The sequence below is a fragment of the Lentzea sp. JNUCC 0626 genome (genome assembly GCF_043632865.1).
GTDB lineage: Bacteria > Actinomycetota > Actinomycetes > Mycobacteriales > Pseudonocardiaceae > Lentzea.
The window spans coordinates 7,390,331-7,407,877 of record NZ_CP171635.1; the positions used below are offsets into that span (position 1 = coordinate 7,390,331).

The window sequence follows — 17,547 nt, forward strand, 5'->3', positions numbered from 1 at the left end:
CTGGCGCTGATGGCGCTGTCCGGCGTGATGATCGACTCGAAGTAGTTCGCTGAACCAGCGTGTGATGGGGAAGTCAGACGCTGGTCAGGGAGTGTTGCTGGCGGAGAAGCTCCGCCAGCCTGCTCGTCGGTTGAGGACGGGTTTCGTCCAACGCGGCCGTGAAGCGCGCCGGAGAACCGTTCCGTGCGCGCGCCGCGGCTGCGCTGTCGAGCCGGAAAGCGGGACGTGCGACGGACGGCCGTTGCCGCGAACGCAGCCAGGCGAGGCGGTGCAACGCCTCCGCGTGGTGGTCCGTGATGGTGACGGCCGCCTTGTCGAACGAGTGCAGCACTGCCGCGTTCAGGTGAACGGTCGCGAAGTCCCGCCACAGAGTGCGTTCGGACGAAGTGTCCAAACCCAACGCCTCGGCCACTTCACGGGCCACGCCGTAAGCACCTTCCTCGGCCAGTGAGCGCGTGCCGATCTCGGCGCCGACGAACCACGAGTTGAACGGCGCGGCGGGGTAGTTCACGCCCCCGATCGACAGCTTCATGTTCGCGATCACCGGGACCGCGTGCCAGCGCAGGCCCATCTCGCCGAACCACGGCAGCGTCGGGTGTTCCAACGGCACCTCGTGCACGATCTCGGACGGCAACGTGAACAGCCGCGGCCCTTCGTGCTGCGTCTCCACCACCAACGGCAGCAGGTCGAAGCGTGAACGACGCACGGGCGGACGCCATCCCATGCCCTGCATGGTCTCGGTGAACCCCGCGTACCGGCGGTCGCCCATCCCGTCGGCGTACCCGGCGTACCGGATCAGCTGTTCGTTCCAGATCACCGGGCCGGGCGAACCGGGCGCGTCCGGCGCGAAAACCGTTACCAGCGGCCGAATCTCACCGCCGTTGGTCGCGAGCCTCAAGTGCTCCACGCACTCTCCGGCCACGGCGGCGGCGTTGCGGTAGCCGCGCAGATCGCGGACCTTGAGCCGTCGCCAGGGCAATCCTGAGGTGCACCAACCGGAATCTCGCAGCGCGATCCGCGCGCCGTACGCGAGTTCGTTGGTGGTGTGGCGGTAGGTTCCGGTCTCGGTGATCTCGGCGCGCACCTGGGCGATGCGGGCGGTCAGCGAGCCTGCGTCGGAGTGCGCCGCGTGGAACATGCGGACGAACTCCTCCGCGACGGGGAGGACGTCGGGGGTCACGGAGCGAGACGCTAAGCCCGGAGTGGCCTCACGCGTCACTGCCACTCGGGGCATTTCGGGTGATCAACACCGGCCACTCCAACGAGTGAACGGTAGACCCAAGGTGTTCACTCGAACGGCTTGAGACCTCGATCAGGTGAGGTCGTTCCGCCGGAACATCAGGTCGTGTGAGACCCGGTCCTCGTTCACGGCCCGCTGCTCGAACTTGGTGACCGGCCGCCAGTCCGGCCGCGGCGCCCAGCCGTCGTGGACGTTGGTCAGCAGTCGCTCGCCGGAACAGACCTCCAGCATCTGCTCGGCGTAGTGCTCCCAGTCCGTCGCGAGGTGCAGCACGCCACCGGGCTCGAGCCGCGAGGCGATCAGGGACACGAACTCGGGCTGCACGAGCCGGCGCTTGTGGTGCTTCTTCTTCGGCCACGGGTCCGGGAAGAAGATCCGCACACCGTGCAACGACGCGGGCGCGATGTGGTCGGTCAGCAGCACGACGGCGTCACCGCGGAGCACGCGCAGGTTGTCGAGGCCGCCGAGGTGCTCGGCACGCAGCAGCAGCTGGGCGAGGCCCGGCTTGTAGACCTCGGCGGCGACGTAGTTGAGCTCGGGCGCGGCGGCCACGAGCTGCGAGGTGGTCTCGCCCATGCCGGATCCGATCTCCAGCAGCACGGGCGCGGAACGGCCGAACCACGAGTCGAAGTCCAACGGCCCCTCGGGCAACGACTTGACGTCGTTGCCCATCTTCTCCCAGTACGTGTCCCAGGCGCGTTCCTGTCCCACGGTCATGCGCTCGCCGCGCTGGACGAAGCTGACGATGGAGCGGGGGAACTCAGGGCTGGTCACGACCGGACATTCTAAGCAATCAGTTCGATGTCCTCGATCTGAGTACGCAGGTCAGCCACGGTGAAGTCGATCGGGGACGGACGGCCGGGCCCGCGGTGGGCCGGAACCAGGTGCACGAACCCGCGGTGCGAGTCCGTGAACTGCACGGTTGTGGGGGTGGCAGGCCCGTACACACCGCTCTCGGACGGCACGTACTCCCAGTACCCGATCTCGCCGAGGTCGACCCACGGCACGAACACCCAGCCGGGTCGCGCCGACAGCAACTCGCTCACGGCGTCCTCGACGGCGTGCCCCTCGGCACGGGAACGGAGTCTGCCTCTGTCCAGCGCGCGCAGCCACCACGGCGCGGGCGCGTCCTCGACGGACCGCACGGCGCGGTACATCGTCAGGACCTCGTTCTCAGCTGCCCGGTTCACCCACGAACGGCGTGCGTCGGCTGGGGTGAGGGCGATCTCTGCGGGATTCGGAGCTTCTAGGGCACTGGACCACTCAAGGCCGAGCATTGCTTCAACACGGACCACTGGCCACCTCCGCGGCGGGGATAACCCCATTGAACGTGAAGCCAAACGTCGATGATGTCCAAAATGCCGTTTTTCACGGCTTGTTAACAGTGCTCTTACGCAAGCTGTGACGCCAGGCACGTTGCGCCCTGACCTGGAAACACGATGTAGCTGACGTGCCCCTGCTCCACGCCCTCGTCGTCGCGCTGCCGTTGCTGCTCGCCGGACAGTCGATCGAGGAACAGGAGTGGCACCTCGACGCACTCGACGTCTACGGGGCCCAGGAACAGACGCGCGGAGAGGGCGTGGTCGTCGCGGTGATCGACTCCGGGGTCGACGCGAAACACCCTGATCTCGCGGGTCAGGTCCTGCCCGGGATGGGCTTCGGACGGTCGAAGGGCACCGATGGCACTACCGACACTGATGGCCACGGTACAGGCATGGCGGGCATCATCGCTGCTAACGGACGTGGCGGTGGTGCGCTCGGCATCGCTCCCGGCGCCAAGATCCTGCCGATCGCGAGCGCCGACGAGAAGGAGCAGTTCGGCCTCGACATCATCGGCGAGAGCATCAGGTGGGCCGCCGACCACGGTGCCAAGGTCATCAACCTGTCGCTCGGCTTCTCCAGTTCGATGACTCCGTCGCTGGTCAAGGCCGTGAACTACGCGATCGAGAAGGACGTCGTGCTGGTCGCCGCCACCGGCAACGAGGGCGGCGAGGTGTCCGCGCCCGCCAACATCAGCGGCGTCATCGCGGTCTCCGGCACGACCAAGGACGGCAAGCCGTGGGCGTCGTCGAACGTGGGCGAGGACACCGTGCTCGCGGCACCGGCCGTCGGCATCGTGACGGTCGCGCCGGAGAGCGTCTACGCCAGCGGGTACGCCGAGATGGACGGCACGAGCGCGGCGTCGGCCATCGTGTCCGGAGCCGCGGCGCTGGTGCGCGCGAAGCACCCGCAGATGGCCGCGAAGGACGTCGTCAACGCCCTGATCAGGACCGCGACCGACATGGCGGAACCCGGCCGTGACGCCACGACCGGGTTCGGTCTGGTCAACCCGACGGCCGCACTGGCCGCGCAACTCCCGCCGGTGGAACGCAATCCGCTGCTGCCGCCGCCGAAACCCGAGACGACGCAACCGGTGCCGACGCTCGCGGCCGAGAAGCCGCGCGAGCCGGTCGACATCACCGCCCGGCTTCCGTTCGTCGCGGCGGTCTCCGGCGGCACCGCGCTCCTGACGGCGTTGCTGATCATCCTGCCCGCCGTCAGGTCGCGGCGTCCCAAGGTGATCAGTGCGCCTGATACTCCACCGACTCCCTGGTGAGCTGCATGAACGCCTCCTCCAGCGACCCGCGCTGAGGGCTGAGCTCGTGCAGCACGATCTGGTTCTCCGCCGCGAGTTCACCGATCTGCTGCGCGGAGATGCCCTGCACGACGAGCGATCCGCTCACCGAGTCGTCCGTCACGGTCGCGTGCGCCGCGAGGATCTCGCGCAGCTTCGCGGCGTGCGGCGACCGGACCCGGACGGTGTCCTGGGTGGCGTCGGCGATGAACTGCTCGGTGGACGTCTGCGCGATCAGCTGTCCCTTGCCGATCACGATCAGGTCCTGCGCGGTCTGCGCCATCTCCGACAGCAGGTGGCTCGACACGAACACCGTGCGGCCCTCGTCCGCGAGGCGGTGCATGAACTGCCTGATCCAGAGGATGCCCTCGGGGTCGAGGCCGTTCACCGGCTCGTCGAACAGCAGCACCTCGGGGTCGCCGAGCAACGCGCCCGCGATGCCGAGCCGCTGCGACATGCCGAGCGAGAACCCGCCGGCGTTCTTGTGCGCGACCTCGGTCAGGCCGACGATCTCCAGCACCTCGCCGACCCGGCTGACCGGGATGCTGTTGGACGCCGCGAGCCACTTCAGGTGTGAGCGCGCGGACCGGTTGGGGTGCACCCACTTCGCGTCGAGCAGCGCGCCGACCTTGGTCAGCGGACGCTTGAACTGGGCGTAGTGCTGCCCGTCGATCCGGACGTCGCCACCGGTGGGGGTGTCGAGGCCGAGGATCATCCGCATGGTCGTGGACTTGCCGGCGCCGTTCGGGCCGAGGAAGCCCGTGACGCGGCCGGGCCGGACGGTGAACGACAACTCGTCGACTGCCTTGGTCCGGCCGTAGTGCTTGCTCAACCGCACTGCTTCGATCATGGCCTCTCCCGGTTCGCTCGAAGAACTGACAGGGACCTGGGTCACCCCCCGACGGATGACCCAGGTCCCTCTCCCCCTTTATTCGGAACGGGTCACGCGTCCCGCCGCTTCGCGACGATCAGTGCGACCACCAGGAGCGCGACCGCGACTCCGGCGAAGTAACCGAGCGAACCCCATTCGCTCAGCTTGAAGTCGATGCCCGCACCGCCCGCCTCAGGGCTGTCCGCGCCCATCGAGAGGAAGTGGTTGGCGTTCTGGAACGGCAGCCACGCCTGGATCTTCACGCCGGCCTTCGGGATGATCCCGATGAGGCTCTCGGCGAGCATCTGCCAGACGAGCAGGATGGCGACGGCGCCCGCGGTCTGGCGGACCAGGATGCCGATGGCCACCGCGATGATCGCGCCGACCGCGTAGATCAGGCCGACACCGGCGACGTGCCGCCACTCGGCGGACGTGTTGATCGCGAGGTCCGAGCTGGGTGAGATGACCTTCGCGATGCCCCACGAACCGAACGCGATGATCTCGCCGAGCACACCGGCGATGAACGCGACCACGGCGGTCTTCGCGACCAGCGCGGACGTGCGGTTCGGCACCGCGAGGAACGTCGAGCGGATGGTGTTGAAGCGGTACTCGGTGGTGACCGCGATCGCCGCCATCACCAGCACGACCGCGATGGCGAGCTGGCTGCTGCCGATCTGGGTGAGGCCGAGCGGCACGGGGCCGTCGGTCGCCGCCGCGAAGATCGCGGTGAGCCCGACGCCCAGGACGATGGCGAGCGCGCTGCACCAGTACGGCGAACGGGTCGAGAAGAGCTTGATTCTCTCAACTGCCAACAGGGTCATCAGACTCACTTCCCGATCTCTGCGTGGTACTCGACAGCATCGCCGGTCAGCTGCATGAACGCCTCTTCGAGCGAACCGCGCTGGGGGCTCAGCTCGTGCAGGACGACACCGTTCGCAGCGGCGATGTCCCCGATCTGGTCACTCGTGGCACCCGATACGGAGAACGAGCCGTCCGCACCGTCACGAACCGTGAAGCCCTTGTCGACGAGCAACGGGCCGAGCTTGAAGAGCTGAGGGCTGCGCACGAGAACGGAGTTACCCGTTGAGCGGTCGATGAACTCCTGCGTCGTGCTCTGCGTGATCAGCTTTCCCTTGCCGATCACCACGAGCTCGCTGGCCGTGAGCGCCATCTCCGAGAGCAGGTGGCTCGACACCAGGACCGTGCGGCCCTCGGCGGCGAGGTTCTGCATGAACGTGCGGATCCAGAGGATGCCCTCGGGGTCCAGGCCGTTCACCGGCTCGTCGAACAGCAGCACCTTCGGGTCACCCAGCAGTGCCGCGGCGATCCCCAGCCGCTGCGACATGCCGAGCGAGAACCCGCCGGCGTTCTTGCCCGCGACCCCGGTGAGGCCGACGGACTCGAGCACGGCGTCGACGCGGTTGTTCGGCAGCCCGTTGGACTTCGCGAGCCAGCGCAGGTGAGCGCGGGCGGAGCGGTTCGGGTGCACCCACTTGGCGTCGAGCAGTGCGCCGACCGTCCTCAGTGGACGGCTCAGTTCGGTGTAGGGCTTGCCGTCGATCAGCACGCGGCCTGCCGTCGGACGGTCGAGCCCCAGGATCATGCGCATGGTGGTGGACTTGCCGGCGCCGTTCGGACCGAGGAATCCGGTCACCCGTCCAGGTTGGACGGTGAACGACAGGTCGTCGACCGCGACCGTCCTGCCGTATCTCTTGGTGAGGCCGATTGCCTCGATCATTGGCGTTTCCCCTCTCGGTGATGGGAATACCTTCCCGTCCCGAGGGGTCATGGCACATCGCCCTGCGGTCTGCGGTGTGCGTCAACTTCCGTCGTCCGGTGCCGCTACCTCCGTCGTAGTTGAATGAGCCACATGGGATACACGGAAGCTCCGGAAGGCTGGTGGCGCGAGTTCGTCCTGGCCAAGCCGGCCCGCACCGGCAAGCTCGCGGTCACCCGCAAGGACGGATCACCGCACGTCGCGCCGGTGTGGGTGGACCTCGACGGCCCCGACGTCGTCTTCCTGACCGCACGCGACACGATCAAGGGCAAGTCGATCCTGCGCGACGGCCGGGTGGCCATCTGCTTCGACGACGAGACACCGCCGTTCAACTTCGTGACGATCACCGGCCAGGCCGTCGTCGACGAGGACCCCGACCAGCTGAAGTACTGGGCGGGCCGCACCGCCGCGCGCTACATGGGCGACGACCGCGCCGACGAGTACGCCGACCGCAACGGCGTGCCGGGCGAGCTGGTCGTGCGCGTGAAGGTCGACAAGGTCGTCGCCGTGCAGCGAGTCTCGGACTAGTGCCGCGTCAGCCAACCTTCGCCGCGTGTTCGGCGCTCAGCGGGCGGCCTCGCGGCCGTCTGAACACCGAACACGGGGCAAAGGCCGACTGACGCGGCACTAGAAGAACCGGTTGATCACCTGGGCGGCGCCGTCCTCCACCACGGTGAGCGCCACCTCGTCCGCCACACCCTTCACGTGCTCAGGCGCCTGCCCCATCGCCACCCCGAGCCCGGCCCACCGCAACATCTCGACGTCGTTGGCCCCGTCGCCGATCGCCAACGCGTCCTCGGGCCGCACCCCCAGCTGTGCCGCGAGTTCGTCCAGCTCAGCGCCCTTGGAGATGTCCGCGGGCACCGCCGTCAGCCAGGCCTCCGTGTGATCGACGGACCACTCGACCCCCGGCAGTTCCAGCTCCCGCAAGGCGAACGACAACTCGGCCGGCGTGTGGTCCAACCAGCGCATGACCAGCCGCGGCGTCGGCGTCGCCACCATCTCCTCGAAGGTGGCCTCCGTGGTCACTCCCCACAGGTCGTCCGGCAGGAACGTCCCCATGTGCAGGCTGCCGACGCCGGTCTGCTCGACCGCGAACACCACGTCGGACAACACCGCCTGCAACGCCTTGATCGTCGGCCCGGGATCGAACGTCGTGCTCTTCGTGACATCGCCCGCCACCGCGTCCCACCACACCGCGCCGTTCGAACAGAGGGCGTGCTCCACCGGCAGCTGGGCGGCGATCGCGGTGACGCCGACGACGCTGCGCCCGGTGCACAGCACGACGTGGGTGCCGTGGTCCGCAGCGCGCGTGATGGCCGCCTTCACGGCGGGAGCTATGTCGTTCGAGCCGACCGGGGTCAGGGTTCCGTCGATGTCCAGGGCGATCAAACGCGGTCTCCAGGTCACGTGGTGCCACACTAGGCGAAGGTTAGTGAACTGTGGTTCACTAACTGCGTGGCACGACCTCGCACCATCACCGACGAACGGATCCTGAACGCCGTCGCCGCCGTCATCGACCGCCGCGGCCCGGAGTTCACCGTCGCGGACGTCGCAACGGAGGCCGGGGTCTCGGTGGGCGCGGTGGCGAAGCGGTTCGGCTCCAAGAGCGGCCTCCTGCAGGCGCTCACCAAGGCGGGCACCGAGGAGGTCGCCCACCGGATGCGCGCGGCCGGCAACGTCCGCGACGCGCTGCTGACCTGGTTCGACCGCCTCAACGACCCGGTCGTCGCCACGAACAACCTGGCGCAGCTCGGGGTCGACCTGATCGACCCGGACCTGCGCGCACTGCTGGTCAGGCACTACGCGGTGCTGGAGGAGGAACTCGAGGTCCTGTGCGCGGCGGAGGAGCTGCCGCCGACGGCGGCCCGCGTGCTCGCCGCGCTGGTGTACGGGATCTCGATGGACTGGTCGGTGCGGCCGCGCGGCGACCTGCTGGACCGCATGGCCGAGGACGTCGATCTTGTGTTGAAAGGGATGCGTTGATGGCTACCTGGGCGGAGTTCACGGCTGAGCAGCCCGAGATGGCCGCGTTCGTCGAGAGCCGGTTCGCGGCGGATCGGCACGCGATGATCGCGACGTTGCGCAAGGACGGGTCGCCGCGGATCAGCGGTGTCGAACCGGACTTCGCGCACGGTCACGTGTGGGCGGGCATGATGCCCGGTTCCTTGAAGTCCAAGGATCTGCAACGCGATCCGAGGTTCGCGTTGCACTGCATGAGCACGACCGCGTCCATGACGGAGGCCGGTGACGCGAAGATCAGCGGCACGGCCGAGTTCTGGACGGACAAAGAGGTCTACCTGAAGGACCTGTTCGAGCGCACGAGCTGGGAGCCGAAGCCGGAGGAGATCGACCTCTTCCGGTTCGACGTCACCGAGGTCGTGCAGCTCGTCGTCGAGGGTGACGGGATGATCGTCCTGTCCTGGCACGAGGGAAGGGGAACTCGCCGTGTCGTCAAGAAGTGATCCCGATCTGAGCGGGAAGGTCGCGGTCGTCACCGGTGCCACGCGGGGTGCGGGGCGCGCGATCGCGATCGAACTGGGGGCGGCGGGCGCGACGGTGTTCGTCGCCGGCCGGACCACGCGGGAGCAGCAGTCGGAGGTCGGCCGGGCGGAGACGATCGAGGAGACCGCCGAACTCGTGGACGCCGCTGGTGGCAAGGGGATCGCGGTTCGGTGCGACCTCACCGTTCCGTCCGATGTGGACGCTCTGGCGCAGCGCATCGGAAAGCTCGACGTCTTCGTCGACAACGCGTGGGGCGGCGAGAACCTCGTCGAGTGGGGCAAGTTCTGGGAGCACGACCTCGAGAAGCAGCTGCACATGTGGCGCAACGGTGTCGAGACGCACCTGATCGCGATCCACAAGCTGATGCCGTTGCTGCTGAAGTCGGACGACGGCCTGGTGGTCGAGGTGACCGACGGCGAGGACGGCGAGGCCTACTTCGTGAACCTCCCGTACGACGCGGTGAAGAACTCGGTTCGCCGCTTCGGCGAGGTGCTCGCGAAGGACCTCAAGGACCACCCGAACGTGACGGCGATGGCGGTCACCCCGGGATTCCTGCGCTCAGAGCAGATGCTGGAGGGCTTCGGCGTCACCGAGGAGACCTGGCGGGACGCGATCGAGAAGGTGCCGGACTACGCGATCTCCGAGACGCCGCACTACCTGGGCCGCGGCATCGCGCACCTCGCCGCGGACAAGGACCGCAAACGGTTCTCCGGTCAGTGCCTGTCGTCGTGGAAGCTCAAGCGCGAGTACGGCTTCACCGACCTCGACGGCTCGCAGCCCGACTGGGGCCACTGGTGGGACGACGTGGTGAAGCCGCGCATCGAAGGCAAGATCGTCGAGGCGGATCCAGAGAAATACCGCTAAGCGTCACCAGGGCGGACGAGACCGGTTTCGTAGGCCAGCACCACGGCCTGCACCCGGTCTCGCAGCTCCAGTTTCGCGAGGATCCGGCCGACGTGCGTCTTCACGGTCGCCTCGGACAGGAACAGCTTGCGGGCGATCTCGGTGTTCGACAGGCCCTTCGCGATCAGCACGAGCACCTCGCGCTCGCGTTCGGTCAGCACGTCGAGCATCGAGGCGTCGCGCAGCTCACCGCCGCCGTCGCCGAGGAACCGGCCGAGTAGCCGCTTGGTCACCGACGGCGAGACCACCGCGTCACCGGAGGCCACCGCGCGCAGGGCCGACACCAGGTCGGACGGCGGGGTGTCCTTCAGCAGGAAGCCGCTGGCGCCGTTGCGCAACGCCGACAGCGCGTACTCGTCCATGTCGAACGTGGTCATGACCAGGACCTTCGCCGTGTCGGCCTCGGCGATGCGCTTCGTCGCCTCCACGCCGTCCATCACGGGCATGCGCACGTCCATCAACACCACGTCGGGCCGCAGCTTGTCGGCCATCTGCACGGCGTCGAGCCCGTCGGCCGCCTCGCCGATCACGTCGATGTCTTCCTGCGCGCCCAGCACCATGCGGAAACCCATCCGCATGAGTTCCTGGTCGTCTACGAGCAGCACCCGGATCACGTGATCACCCTATGCGGCGAGCGGGAAAGTCGCGCGGACGCGCCAGCCCCCACCGGGGTTGGGGCCCGCCTCGAACTCGCCGCCCAGCACCGCAGCCCTTTCCCTCATGCCGATCAGCCCGTTGCCGCCGGACACCTTGACCACGTCGTGGGGTGTGCCGAAGCCGTTGTCGGTCACTTCCAGCCGCAGCTCTTCCGGGGTCCTCGCCAGCCGCACCAGGGCGGTGGTGTCGGAACCCGCGTGCTTGATCACGTTCGTCAGCGCTTCCTGCACGATCCGGTAGACGCTCAGGCCGACGCCGACGGGCAGGTCGTCCACGTCACCGGTGATCTCCAGCTGCACCGGGACGCCGGCCGCGCGGGTGTTCTCGGCGAGTTCGACCACGCCGCGCGCGTCCGGCTGCGGCGCCCACTGCGTTTCGGCGTCCTCGCTGCGCAGCACGCCCAGCAGGCGGCGCATCTCGGTGAGCGCCAGCCGGCCGGTGTCGGCGATCGTGCGGACCGCGTTCTCGGCCATCTCCGGTTGTGACCGGATCGCGTAGGCGGCGCCATCGGCGTGCACGATCATCACGCTCACCGCGTGCGCCACGACGTCGTGCAGCTCACGGGCTATGCGCGAACGCTCCTCGCCGACGGCGATCTTGGCCTGCTGGTCCCGTTCGGTCTCCAGGAGCGCCAATCGTTGCTCCATCTCGTGTTGGTAGGCGCGGCGGGCGCCGATGAACTCGCCCATCGCCCAGCTGAACCCGAAGATCACCAGGATCAGGAAGACGAAGAAGACGGCCTCGATCTCGCCGACCCGGAAGATCGCCCACAGCAGCGTGCCCGCGAGCAGCCAGCCGATGTAGATCAACGCCGTCTTGCGGGTCGTGTACGCGACGAGCGTGTACAGCGCGATGGCCAGCGCGAAGTCCGACATGCGGATCGGCAGGCCCTCGGCGCCGACGCCGTGCGTGAACAGCTGGAGGAACCCGCCCGCGAGGATCAGGTAGCTCGTGCCCAGCGGGTGGTAGCGGCGGAACGGCAGCGGTCCGAGCATCAGCAGCGTCACGGCGAGGAACGCCGAGAACGAGAGGCTCCTGCCGACTGTGGCGACCCCGAAGCCCAGGTCGAAGATCAGCAAGATTCCGGCGATCAGGGAGTCCCCGAACGCCGGATGAGCCTTCATCCACAGGCTGAACCTCCGCACCGGACAAGGTTAGGTGCGGGTCGAACTTCTGCGCGTCGCGCCACGGGTTGACGCTGCGTACGACTTCAGTGTGAGTTATTGTGTCGAGGGGTTGATACAAAGTTTCGGGGGTTCGCCATGTACGACGTCCTGGTGTCGGCCGGCGTGGGCTTGCTGCTGCTGATGTTCCTGTGGCCGACGCAGTCGACCGGCAAGCGTTTGCTGAAGAGCTGGAAGGTCACCGACCCGACGCCGGCTCAGATCGACGACGCGATCCGCTACCTCAAGCGACGGCGGCTGCTCTACCCGGTGCTCTTCGTCGGCATGTCGTTCCTGCCGTTCGCTAGCGGCCGCGGTCTCGGGTCGCTGGCTGCGGTCGTGCTCGGGGGCACGTTGCTCGCCGAGCTGATCGCGGTGGCGTTGCCCCGCGAGGGACGGGAGCGAGTGGCCTCGCTCACGCCGCGCGGCCTGTTCGACATCGGCTCGCAGTACGTGCTGGGCGCCTACGCGGCGATCGTCGTGATCACGCTGGTGTGGCTGCTCGTGCACCTGGACATCGCTCAGCTGCCGGTGTTCGTGGTGTCCGTCGCCGCGGTCGCTGCGGTCTGGTGGGCGGCGGTCGCACGTCCGGCGGACGGCGACGAGGTCGTCGATCGGGCGCTGCGCACCCGAAGCGTGCACGTGTCGGCGGGCATCGGCGCGGCGATGGTCTGCGCGCTCGTCGGTGGCAAGTTCCTGTTCGTGGGCATCGTCGCGTGGGTCCTGATGGCGAACACGAACGTCGTGTCGTCGAAGATCGTGCGGTGACCGGTCCCCGAATCGTCGTCGACGTCGAGAACGGTGTCCCGCCCTGGCGTCAGGTGCGCGACCAGTTGGTGAGGTTGATCAGCGCAGGTGTGCTGCCGATCGGCTCCCGGTTGCCGACGATTCGCCAGCTCGCCGCGGACCTCGGCCTCGCCGCCGGCACGGTCGCGCGGGCGTACCGGGAGCTGGAGACCTCCGGGGTGATCACGACAGGACGAAGGCAGGGCACCGTGGTGGCTGCCCTGCCTTCGCATAATCCGGACCCGCTCTCCGCCGCTGCGGCGGAGTTCGTCGCCGTCGCTCGGTCACTCGGCGCCAGTGAGGGGGAGGCACTGAACGCCGTGCGAGCCCACTACGTGGGTGAGTAAGGCGACTCGATCTTGGGCGCGGGCCGCGGTTCGCCGACGTGCGCCTGACGTTCTTCCTGGCGCTCTTCGTAGATCCGGTGTTCCTCTGCCATCTGATCGGCGAGCTGCTGCTGGAGCTGGCGATCCCGGATCTTGGCCAGGATCGCCATGGTCGCGCCGTGAGCCAGTGCCAGCAGCAAGAGCACCACGCCCAACTTCAAGACCAGGTCTTTCGTCGCGTTGCCCGTGTTGACCTCGACGGTCGACACGATCGCGAGCAGGCCGAGCACGACGAGGTGGAACAGCACGGCCGTCAGCTTCATCATGCCGCTGGCCTGCTCGTCGTCGTACGCGGCGCGCCTCAGGTATCCCTTGCCGCCGTGGTAGATCAGCTGGCCGTCGACGACGACCAGGACGATCCCCAGCACTAGGAACGTCACGTAGCTGTCACCCATGCACGGTGGCTACCCGTGCACGCACGCCCACAAACCGTGGCACGATCAGTGCTCGTGACGGCGTTGCAGGGACAACAGCTGGCCGGTCCGCTGTGCGCGGCAGTGGCCAACCTGTGCGCTGCGCTGCAACCGCAGGTCTCGCCGCAGACCGCCGCCGGGTTCCAGGAAGTGCTGCGCCGGCTGCACGCTCCGTTGCAGGTCGCGGTCGCCGGCCGGATCAAGTCGGGCAAGTCGACCTTGGTGAACGCGCTGATCGGCCGTCGCGTCGCGCCCACGGACGTCGGTGAGTGCACCCGGCTCGTCACGCGCTACCAGTACGGCACGGTCGACCGCATCGAAGTCGTGCTGCGGGACGGCCGACGCCAGGTGCTGCCGTTCGACGCGCACGGCATGATCCCCGCTTCTCTTGGCGTGCAAGGTGTTTCGCACATCGAGGCGTACCTGACGAACGCCGTGCTGCGCGACATCACCGTCATCGACACCCCGGGCCTCGGCTCGTTGGACGCCGATTCGGTCGCACGGACCGAAGAACTGCTGGATCCCGTGTCGCGCAACGCCGTCGCGGGCGCCGAGGCCGTTCTCTACGTCGTGACACAGGGCGTGCGCGCGGACGACCACTCGACGCTGGCCGCCTTCACCGCCGCCACCGCGTCGCGCGAGGCGGGCCCGGTGAATGCCATCGCCGCGTTGAACAAGGTCGACAACGTGGCGCCGGAAACCGTTGAGGGCTCGGAAGGTGACATGTGGCGGGCCGCGCAGATCCTCGCCGCGAAGCAGGCCGCGCTGCTCAAGCCGCGGGTCGCGGACGTGCTGCCGGTGATCAGCCTGCTCGCCGAGTCCGCGGAGACCGGTGAGTTCACGTCCGCCGACGCGGAGGCGTTGCGCGCGCTGGCCGCCCTGGACGCCGACACCCGCACGATGATGCTGATGTCCGGCGACCTCTTCACGTCGTGGGACTGCGACGTCGCGGCCGGGGTGCGGTCGAGGTTGCTGGAGAAGCTCGACCTCTACGGCATCGGGCGCGCGGTGGAGGCGTTGGACGCGGATCCGTCCATGACCGCCGGTGCGCTGCGGCGGGTGCTGTTCGACGCGTCCGGGTTCGCCGCCGTGAGAGGCCGCCTCGACGCCGTCTTCCGGGCCCGTGCCGACGGCATCAAGGCCGCCGCCGCGCTGGCGTCGATCACGTCGCTGGCCGCTGCGGACGCCGGTGAACGGCAGCGCGTGCACGACGCGATCGAGGTCCTGCTGGCCCGTCCGGAAGCGCACCAGCTGCGGCTGCTGGAGGCGTTGACGCTGGTCTCGTCCGGCACCGTCGAACTGGCCGCCGACCTCACCGAGGAGGTGCTGCGCATCGGCAGCACCAGGGACTTCGCGGCCCAGCTGGGTCTGAGCGGCCGACCGGTCGCGGAGCTGGTCGCGTACGCGCTGGAACGGGCCGGCTGGTGGCGTTCGTTCGCCTCCTTCGGCGCGACGCCGGCGCAGGCTCGGGTGGCGCACGTCGTCCACCGGGCGTATTTCCTCATGTGGCAGCAACTACGTGCTGGGGGGCACCGATGAGCGCAAACGGAACCGAATCGGCGGAGCTGGCGTCGGACGACGGTGTGGAGACCATTGCCGACGAGCTGCTCGACCAGGCGCTGGCCGAACGCCGCGCGCTGGTCCAGCTGTGCCTGTACGCGCTGGACCGCGCCAGTGCGGGCGTGGTCGAACGCATCGAAGAAGGACTGTCGTCCATAGGAGTCGTCGCGGTGCGCGCCGACGGCCAGCGCTTCGATCCGTCGCAGCACGAGGCAGGCGGCGCCGTCCCCACCGACGACCTGGCGTTGCAGGGCCTGGTCGCGGAGACCGAGGTCCCCGGCTTCTGCGACCGCGGCCGAGTCCTGCGCGCCCCGATCGTCACGGTCTACACGGCCCGATGAGCAACCTCTCCCAGACGGTCCGTCAAACGCGCGAGCGACTGACCGCCGTGGTCCGCGACCTGGACCCGGCGATGGCCGACTGGGTGACCCGCCGCGCGGTCCCCGAGGTCTCCTCGGTGGTGATCGTCGGGGAGACCAACAGGGGCAAGTCCTCCCTGGTCAACGCCTTGCTGTCGTCCCCTGGCCTCTCGCCGGTGGACGCGGACGTGGCCACCTCGACGTACCTCGTCTTCCAGCACGGCCCGACCTGGGCGGCCCGAGCCTGCTATCCCGGCTTGCTGGCCCCGGTCACCTTCCCGCTGCCCGCGTTGATCAACTGGGTCTCCGCGGCCCACGACCTCCCCGAGGGCGAACTCCCGCCGCGCTACGTGGAGGTGGACGCCCCGATCCCGCTGCTGGAACGCATGTCGGTCGTCGACACCCCTGGCGTCGGCGGCCTCGAATCCGTGCACGGCGAACTGGCCCTCGAAGCCGTCACCTCGGCCACCGCCCTGGTCTTCGTGGTCGACGCCTCCTCCCCGTTCACCCGAGGAGAACTCGACTTCCTCAAGCGCGTGGGCGACCGCGTCGAAACCGTCGTCTTCGCCCTCACCAAGACCGACCAGTACCGGGGCTGGCGCCAGGTCCTCGACGCGAACCAGGCTCTGCTGGCCCAGCACGCGCCCCGCTTCGCCGACGCCACCTGGTACCCGGTCTCGTCCCGCATGTTCGGCATGGCCGCCCAGGCCCCGAACCCGGACGCCGCCGCCATGCTCCGCGAACGCTCCGGCATCTCCACCCTCCAGACGGCGTTGCAGGAACTGGTCACGGGCCGAGCCGGAATGCTCGCCGAAGCCAACGCCCTGCGCGCCCTCACCACGGTCCTGGCCGAGCTGGAAATCCGCCTGGACCACGAAAAACGAGCCCTCTCCGTGGGCGAGGACGAAGCAGCCCTCCTCCGCGCCCGCCGAGAGGAACTCCAGACCGAACGCCGCTCCTCGACCCGAGGCTGGCAGGTACGCCTGCGCGGCGAGGTCCAACGGGCGCGCATAGAGAACTCGCACGAGATCTCCCGCCAGATGCGCGACCTCCAGACCTGGTACCGCCAGGCCATCGACCAGGCCGACCGCACCGCCCTCGCCACCCTGCCCCAGCAGGTCGACACGGCGCTGCAGGTCGTCTCCGGCCGCATCTCCACGGCCCTGTCCGTCCGCCTCTCCCAGGTGACCGACGCCGTGCTGGCCACCCTGTTCAGCGCCGAGGAACTGACCCTGATCCGAGGCCAGTTCGCGCGCGGCGAGCAACCCCCGGTCATCTTGCGCCCCAAGGAAAAGCGCCCACCCACGGCCGAGGACAAACTCCTCGTCTTCATGGGCGTCTCCGGCGGCCTGGGCGCGGGCAAACTGGCCGTGATGCCCCTGGCGGGCCTCGGCATCGCCGCCCTGAACCCGATCGTCCTCCCCGTGACGATCGCCCTGGGCCTCGGCGCGGGCTGGTGGATGGCCAGAACCCGAACCCACACCGCCGAAAAGCAACACGTCAAACAGTGGCTCTCCGACGCCATCGCCGACGCGAGGTCCACAGTGGACCAACTGGCCGCCGAGCAACTCATCGAGGCCGAACAGGCGTTGTCGCTGGCCCTGGACGAGGCCCTGGCCAAGCGCATCGAGGCCATCGAGGCCGAACTGCGCGAGGTCGACCGCGCCCTCCGCATGGAGGCAGGCGAACGGGGCCGCGAACTCCAGGCCGCCACCCGCCAACTCGCCGAGGTCGAACAGGGCCGCTCGAAGGCAGAAGAACTGCTGGGCCGAATCCGCTCGGTCCGCGACCGCGCCTAGGCCAGCAGGTAGCCGATCGCACCGAGCGCCAGCGCGCCCACCACTTCCAGCGCCAGGAAGAGGTACGCGGTGCGCCGAGACATGCGCGGAACTCCGGAGGCGTACGCGGTCAGCACCTGCTGCACCTCCTCGCGGGTGCTGTCGTCGTTCAACACCAGCCGAACGCCGTCGGCGTCGACCAGTTCGACCCAGTGCTGTTCCCCGCTGGTGGTCGGCAGGCGCAGCCGCCGGACCTTCGCCAGCCTGGCCATGTCCACCGTGCGCGGGCCGGTGAACGTCCTGCCGGTCAGATAACGCTCGTCCCGCAGCTCCACGAACCGCCCAGCCGCCAGGTAGACCAGCCACTGCCCGACCAGGGCGCCGAGGAAGACGACCATCAGCCCCACCGCGACGTCCCTGCCCAGCAGCCAGCCGCCGAACACCGCCAGCCCGGCGCTCAGCAGTACCAACCCCGCCACCGCGACCCGCGCCCGCACCCGTGAGTCCGCCGCGGTCCTCACCTCGTCAGTCATGA

The 17,547-nt window shown here is 68.7% G+C and carries 21 protein-coding genes; 10 read left to right on the plus strand and 11 right to left on the minus strand.

Translation table 11 applies throughout. From position 1 onward, the window contains the following. Positions 1-73: 73 nt before the first annotated feature. The 3 genes from JNUCC0626_RS33955 to JNUCC0626_RS33965 form a co-directional block, all read right to left on the minus strand. Positions 74-1,180 (minus strand): nitric oxide synthase oxygenase, encoded by a 1,107-nt coding sequence (locus JNUCC0626_RS33955; RefSeq protein ID WP_394614822.1) that lies wholly within the window; start codon positions 1,178-1,180, stop codon positions 74-76. A 132-nt stretch (positions 1,181-1,312) separates the two neighbouring features. Next, positions 1,313-1,957 carry a tRNA (guanosine(46)-N7)-methyltransferase TrmB gene (trmB, locus tag JNUCC0626_RS33960; RefSeq protein ID WP_394622159.1) on the minus strand — a complete coding sequence of 215 codons (645 nt, stop codon included), beginning with the start codon at positions 1,955-1,957 and terminating at the stop codon, positions 1,313-1,315. A gap of 68 nt (positions 1,958-2,025) precedes the next feature. Continuing rightward, positions 2,026-2,430, minus strand: a complete 405-nt coding sequence (locus JNUCC0626_RS33965; RefSeq protein ID WP_394614823.1) for a hypothetical protein — start codon at positions 2,428-2,430, stop codon at positions 2,026-2,028. 260 nt (positions 2,431-2,690) lie between these two features. Between JNUCC0626_RS33965 and mycP the strand changes: the two genes are divergently transcribed. Further along, entirely contained in the window at positions 2,691-3,836 is a 1,146-nt protein-coding gene (gene mycP / locus JNUCC0626_RS33970) for a type VII secretion-associated serine protease mycosin (protein ID WP_394614824.1), read from the plus strand. On the opposite strand, the gene JNUCC0626_RS33975 is transcribed toward mycP, so the two are convergent. From JNUCC0626_RS33975 to JNUCC0626_RS33985, 3 genes are all read right to left on the minus strand, one after another. After that, entirely contained in the window at positions 3,802-4,704 is a 903-nt protein-coding gene (locus tag JNUCC0626_RS33975; RefSeq protein ID WP_394614825.1) for an ATP-binding cassette domain-containing protein, read from the minus strand. The two genes, mycP and JNUCC0626_RS33975, sit on opposite strands and share 35 nt — an antisense overlap. Positions 4,705-4,796: 92 nt before the next feature. Continuing rightward, positions 4,797-5,546 carry a hypothetical protein gene (locus JNUCC0626_RS33980; protein WP_394614826.1) on the minus strand — a complete coding sequence of 250 codons (750 nt, stop codon included), beginning with the start codon at positions 5,544-5,546 and terminating at the stop codon, positions 4,797-4,799. A 5-nt stretch (positions 5,547-5,551) separates the two neighbouring features. Then, positions 5,552-6,463 (minus strand): ABC transporter ATP-binding protein, encoded by a 912-nt coding sequence (locus JNUCC0626_RS33985; protein WP_394614827.1) that lies wholly within the window; start codon positions 6,461-6,463, stop codon positions 5,552-5,554. A 132-nt stretch (positions 6,464-6,595) separates the two neighbouring features. Here JNUCC0626_RS33985 and JNUCC0626_RS33990 point away from each other — a divergent pair, with 132 nt between their 5' ends. Next, on the plus strand, positions 6,596-7,030 hold the full coding sequence (locus JNUCC0626_RS33990; RefSeq protein ID WP_394614828.1) for a PPOX class F420-dependent oxidoreductase: 435 nt from the start codon (positions 6,596-6,598) through the stop codon (positions 7,028-7,030). A gap of 99 nt (positions 7,031-7,129) precedes the next feature. On the opposite strand, the gene JNUCC0626_RS33995 is transcribed toward JNUCC0626_RS33990, so the two are convergent. After that, positions 7,130-7,912: an HAD family hydrolase gene (locus tag JNUCC0626_RS33995; RefSeq protein ID WP_394614829.1), complete on the minus strand. Its 783-nt coding sequence runs from the start codon at positions 7,910-7,912 to the stop codon at positions 7,130-7,132. A gap of 48 nt (positions 7,913-7,960) precedes the next feature. Here JNUCC0626_RS33995 and JNUCC0626_RS34000 point away from each other — a divergent pair, with 48 nt between their 5' ends. From JNUCC0626_RS34000 to JNUCC0626_RS34010, 3 genes are read left to right on the plus strand one after another with little or no spacing between them, the layout of a single operon-like run. Continuing rightward, on the plus strand, positions 7,961-8,488 hold the full coding sequence (locus JNUCC0626_RS34000) for a TetR/AcrR family transcriptional regulator (protein WP_394614830.1): 528 nt from the start codon (positions 7,961-7,963) through the stop codon (positions 8,486-8,488). After that, the gene (locus tag JNUCC0626_RS34005; protein ID WP_394614831.1) at positions 8,488-8,967 is read left to right on the plus strand and encodes a pyridoxamine 5'-phosphate oxidase family protein; all 480 of its coding nucleotides are present in this window, start codon (positions 8,488-8,490) and stop codon (positions 8,965-8,967) included. The genes JNUCC0626_RS34000 and JNUCC0626_RS34005 overlap by 1 nt, the downstream gene beginning before the upstream one ends. Further along, positions 8,951-9,871: an SDR family oxidoreductase gene (locus JNUCC0626_RS34010; RefSeq protein ID WP_394614832.1), complete on the plus strand. Its 921-nt coding sequence runs from the start codon at positions 8,951-8,953 to the stop codon at positions 9,869-9,871. The genes JNUCC0626_RS34005 and JNUCC0626_RS34010 overlap by 17 nt, the downstream gene beginning before the upstream one ends. On the opposite strand, the gene JNUCC0626_RS34015 is transcribed toward JNUCC0626_RS34010, so the two are convergent. After that, complete coding sequence (locus JNUCC0626_RS34015; protein WP_089918409.1) at positions 9,868-10,524, minus strand: response regulator; 657 nt, start codon at positions 10,522-10,524, stop codon at positions 9,868-9,870. The two genes, JNUCC0626_RS34010 and JNUCC0626_RS34015, sit on opposite strands and share 4 nt — an antisense overlap. A gap of 9 nt (positions 10,525-10,533) precedes the next feature. Next, the gene (locus JNUCC0626_RS34020; protein WP_394614833.1) at positions 10,534-11,712 is read right to left on the minus strand and encodes a sensor histidine kinase; all 1,179 of its coding nucleotides are present in this window, start codon (positions 11,710-11,712) and stop codon (positions 10,534-10,536) included. Between the two features lie 117 nt (positions 11,713-11,829). Between JNUCC0626_RS34020 and JNUCC0626_RS34025 the strand changes: the two genes are divergently transcribed. Together JNUCC0626_RS34025 and JNUCC0626_RS34030 are read left to right on the plus strand one after the other, a co-directional pair. Further along, entirely contained in the window at positions 11,830-12,498 is a 669-nt protein-coding gene (locus JNUCC0626_RS34025) for a hypothetical protein (RefSeq protein WP_394614834.1), read from the plus strand. Then, positions 12,495-12,863 carry a GntR family transcriptional regulator gene (locus JNUCC0626_RS34030; RefSeq protein WP_394614835.1) on the plus strand — a complete coding sequence of 123 codons (369 nt, stop codon included), beginning with the start codon at positions 12,495-12,497 and terminating at the stop codon, positions 12,861-12,863. The genes JNUCC0626_RS34025 and JNUCC0626_RS34030 overlap by 4 nt, the downstream gene beginning before the upstream one ends. On the opposite strand, the gene JNUCC0626_RS34035 is transcribed toward JNUCC0626_RS34030, so the two are convergent. Next, entirely contained in the window at positions 12,848-13,297 is a 450-nt protein-coding gene (locus JNUCC0626_RS34035; RefSeq protein ID WP_394614836.1) for a hypothetical protein, read from the minus strand. The genes JNUCC0626_RS34030 and JNUCC0626_RS34035 overlap by 16 nt on opposite strands. A 36-nt stretch (positions 13,298-13,333) precedes the next feature. Here JNUCC0626_RS34035 and JNUCC0626_RS34040 point away from each other — a divergent pair, with 36 nt between their 5' ends. Genes JNUCC0626_RS34040 through JNUCC0626_RS34050 form a run of 3 tightly spaced genes read left to right on the plus strand, consistent with a single transcriptional unit; the run spans position 13,334 to position 17,033 of the window. Continuing rightward, on the plus strand, positions 13,334-14,854 hold the full coding sequence (locus JNUCC0626_RS34040; RefSeq protein WP_394614837.1) for a dynamin family protein: 1,521 nt from the start codon (positions 13,334-13,336) through the stop codon (positions 14,852-14,854). Next, complete coding sequence (grpE, locus tag JNUCC0626_RS34045) at positions 14,851-15,216, plus strand: nucleotide exchange factor GrpE (protein WP_394614838.1); 366 nt, start codon at positions 14,851-14,853, stop codon at positions 15,214-15,216. Before JNUCC0626_RS34040 ends, grpE begins: the two co-directional genes overlap by 4 nt. After that, positions 15,213-17,033 (plus strand): dynamin family protein, encoded by a 1,821-nt coding sequence (locus JNUCC0626_RS34050; protein WP_394614839.1) that lies wholly within the window; start codon positions 15,213-15,215, stop codon positions 17,031-17,033. The genes grpE and JNUCC0626_RS34050 overlap by 4 nt, the downstream gene beginning before the upstream one ends. On the opposite strand, the gene JNUCC0626_RS34055 is transcribed toward JNUCC0626_RS34050, so the two are convergent. Next, positions 17,030-17,545, minus strand: a complete 516-nt coding sequence (locus JNUCC0626_RS34055; RefSeq protein WP_394614840.1) for a hypothetical protein — start codon at positions 17,543-17,545, stop codon at positions 17,030-17,032. The two genes, JNUCC0626_RS34050 and JNUCC0626_RS34055, sit on opposite strands and share 4 nt — an antisense overlap. Between the last annotated feature and the right edge of the window lie 2 nt (positions 17,546-17,547).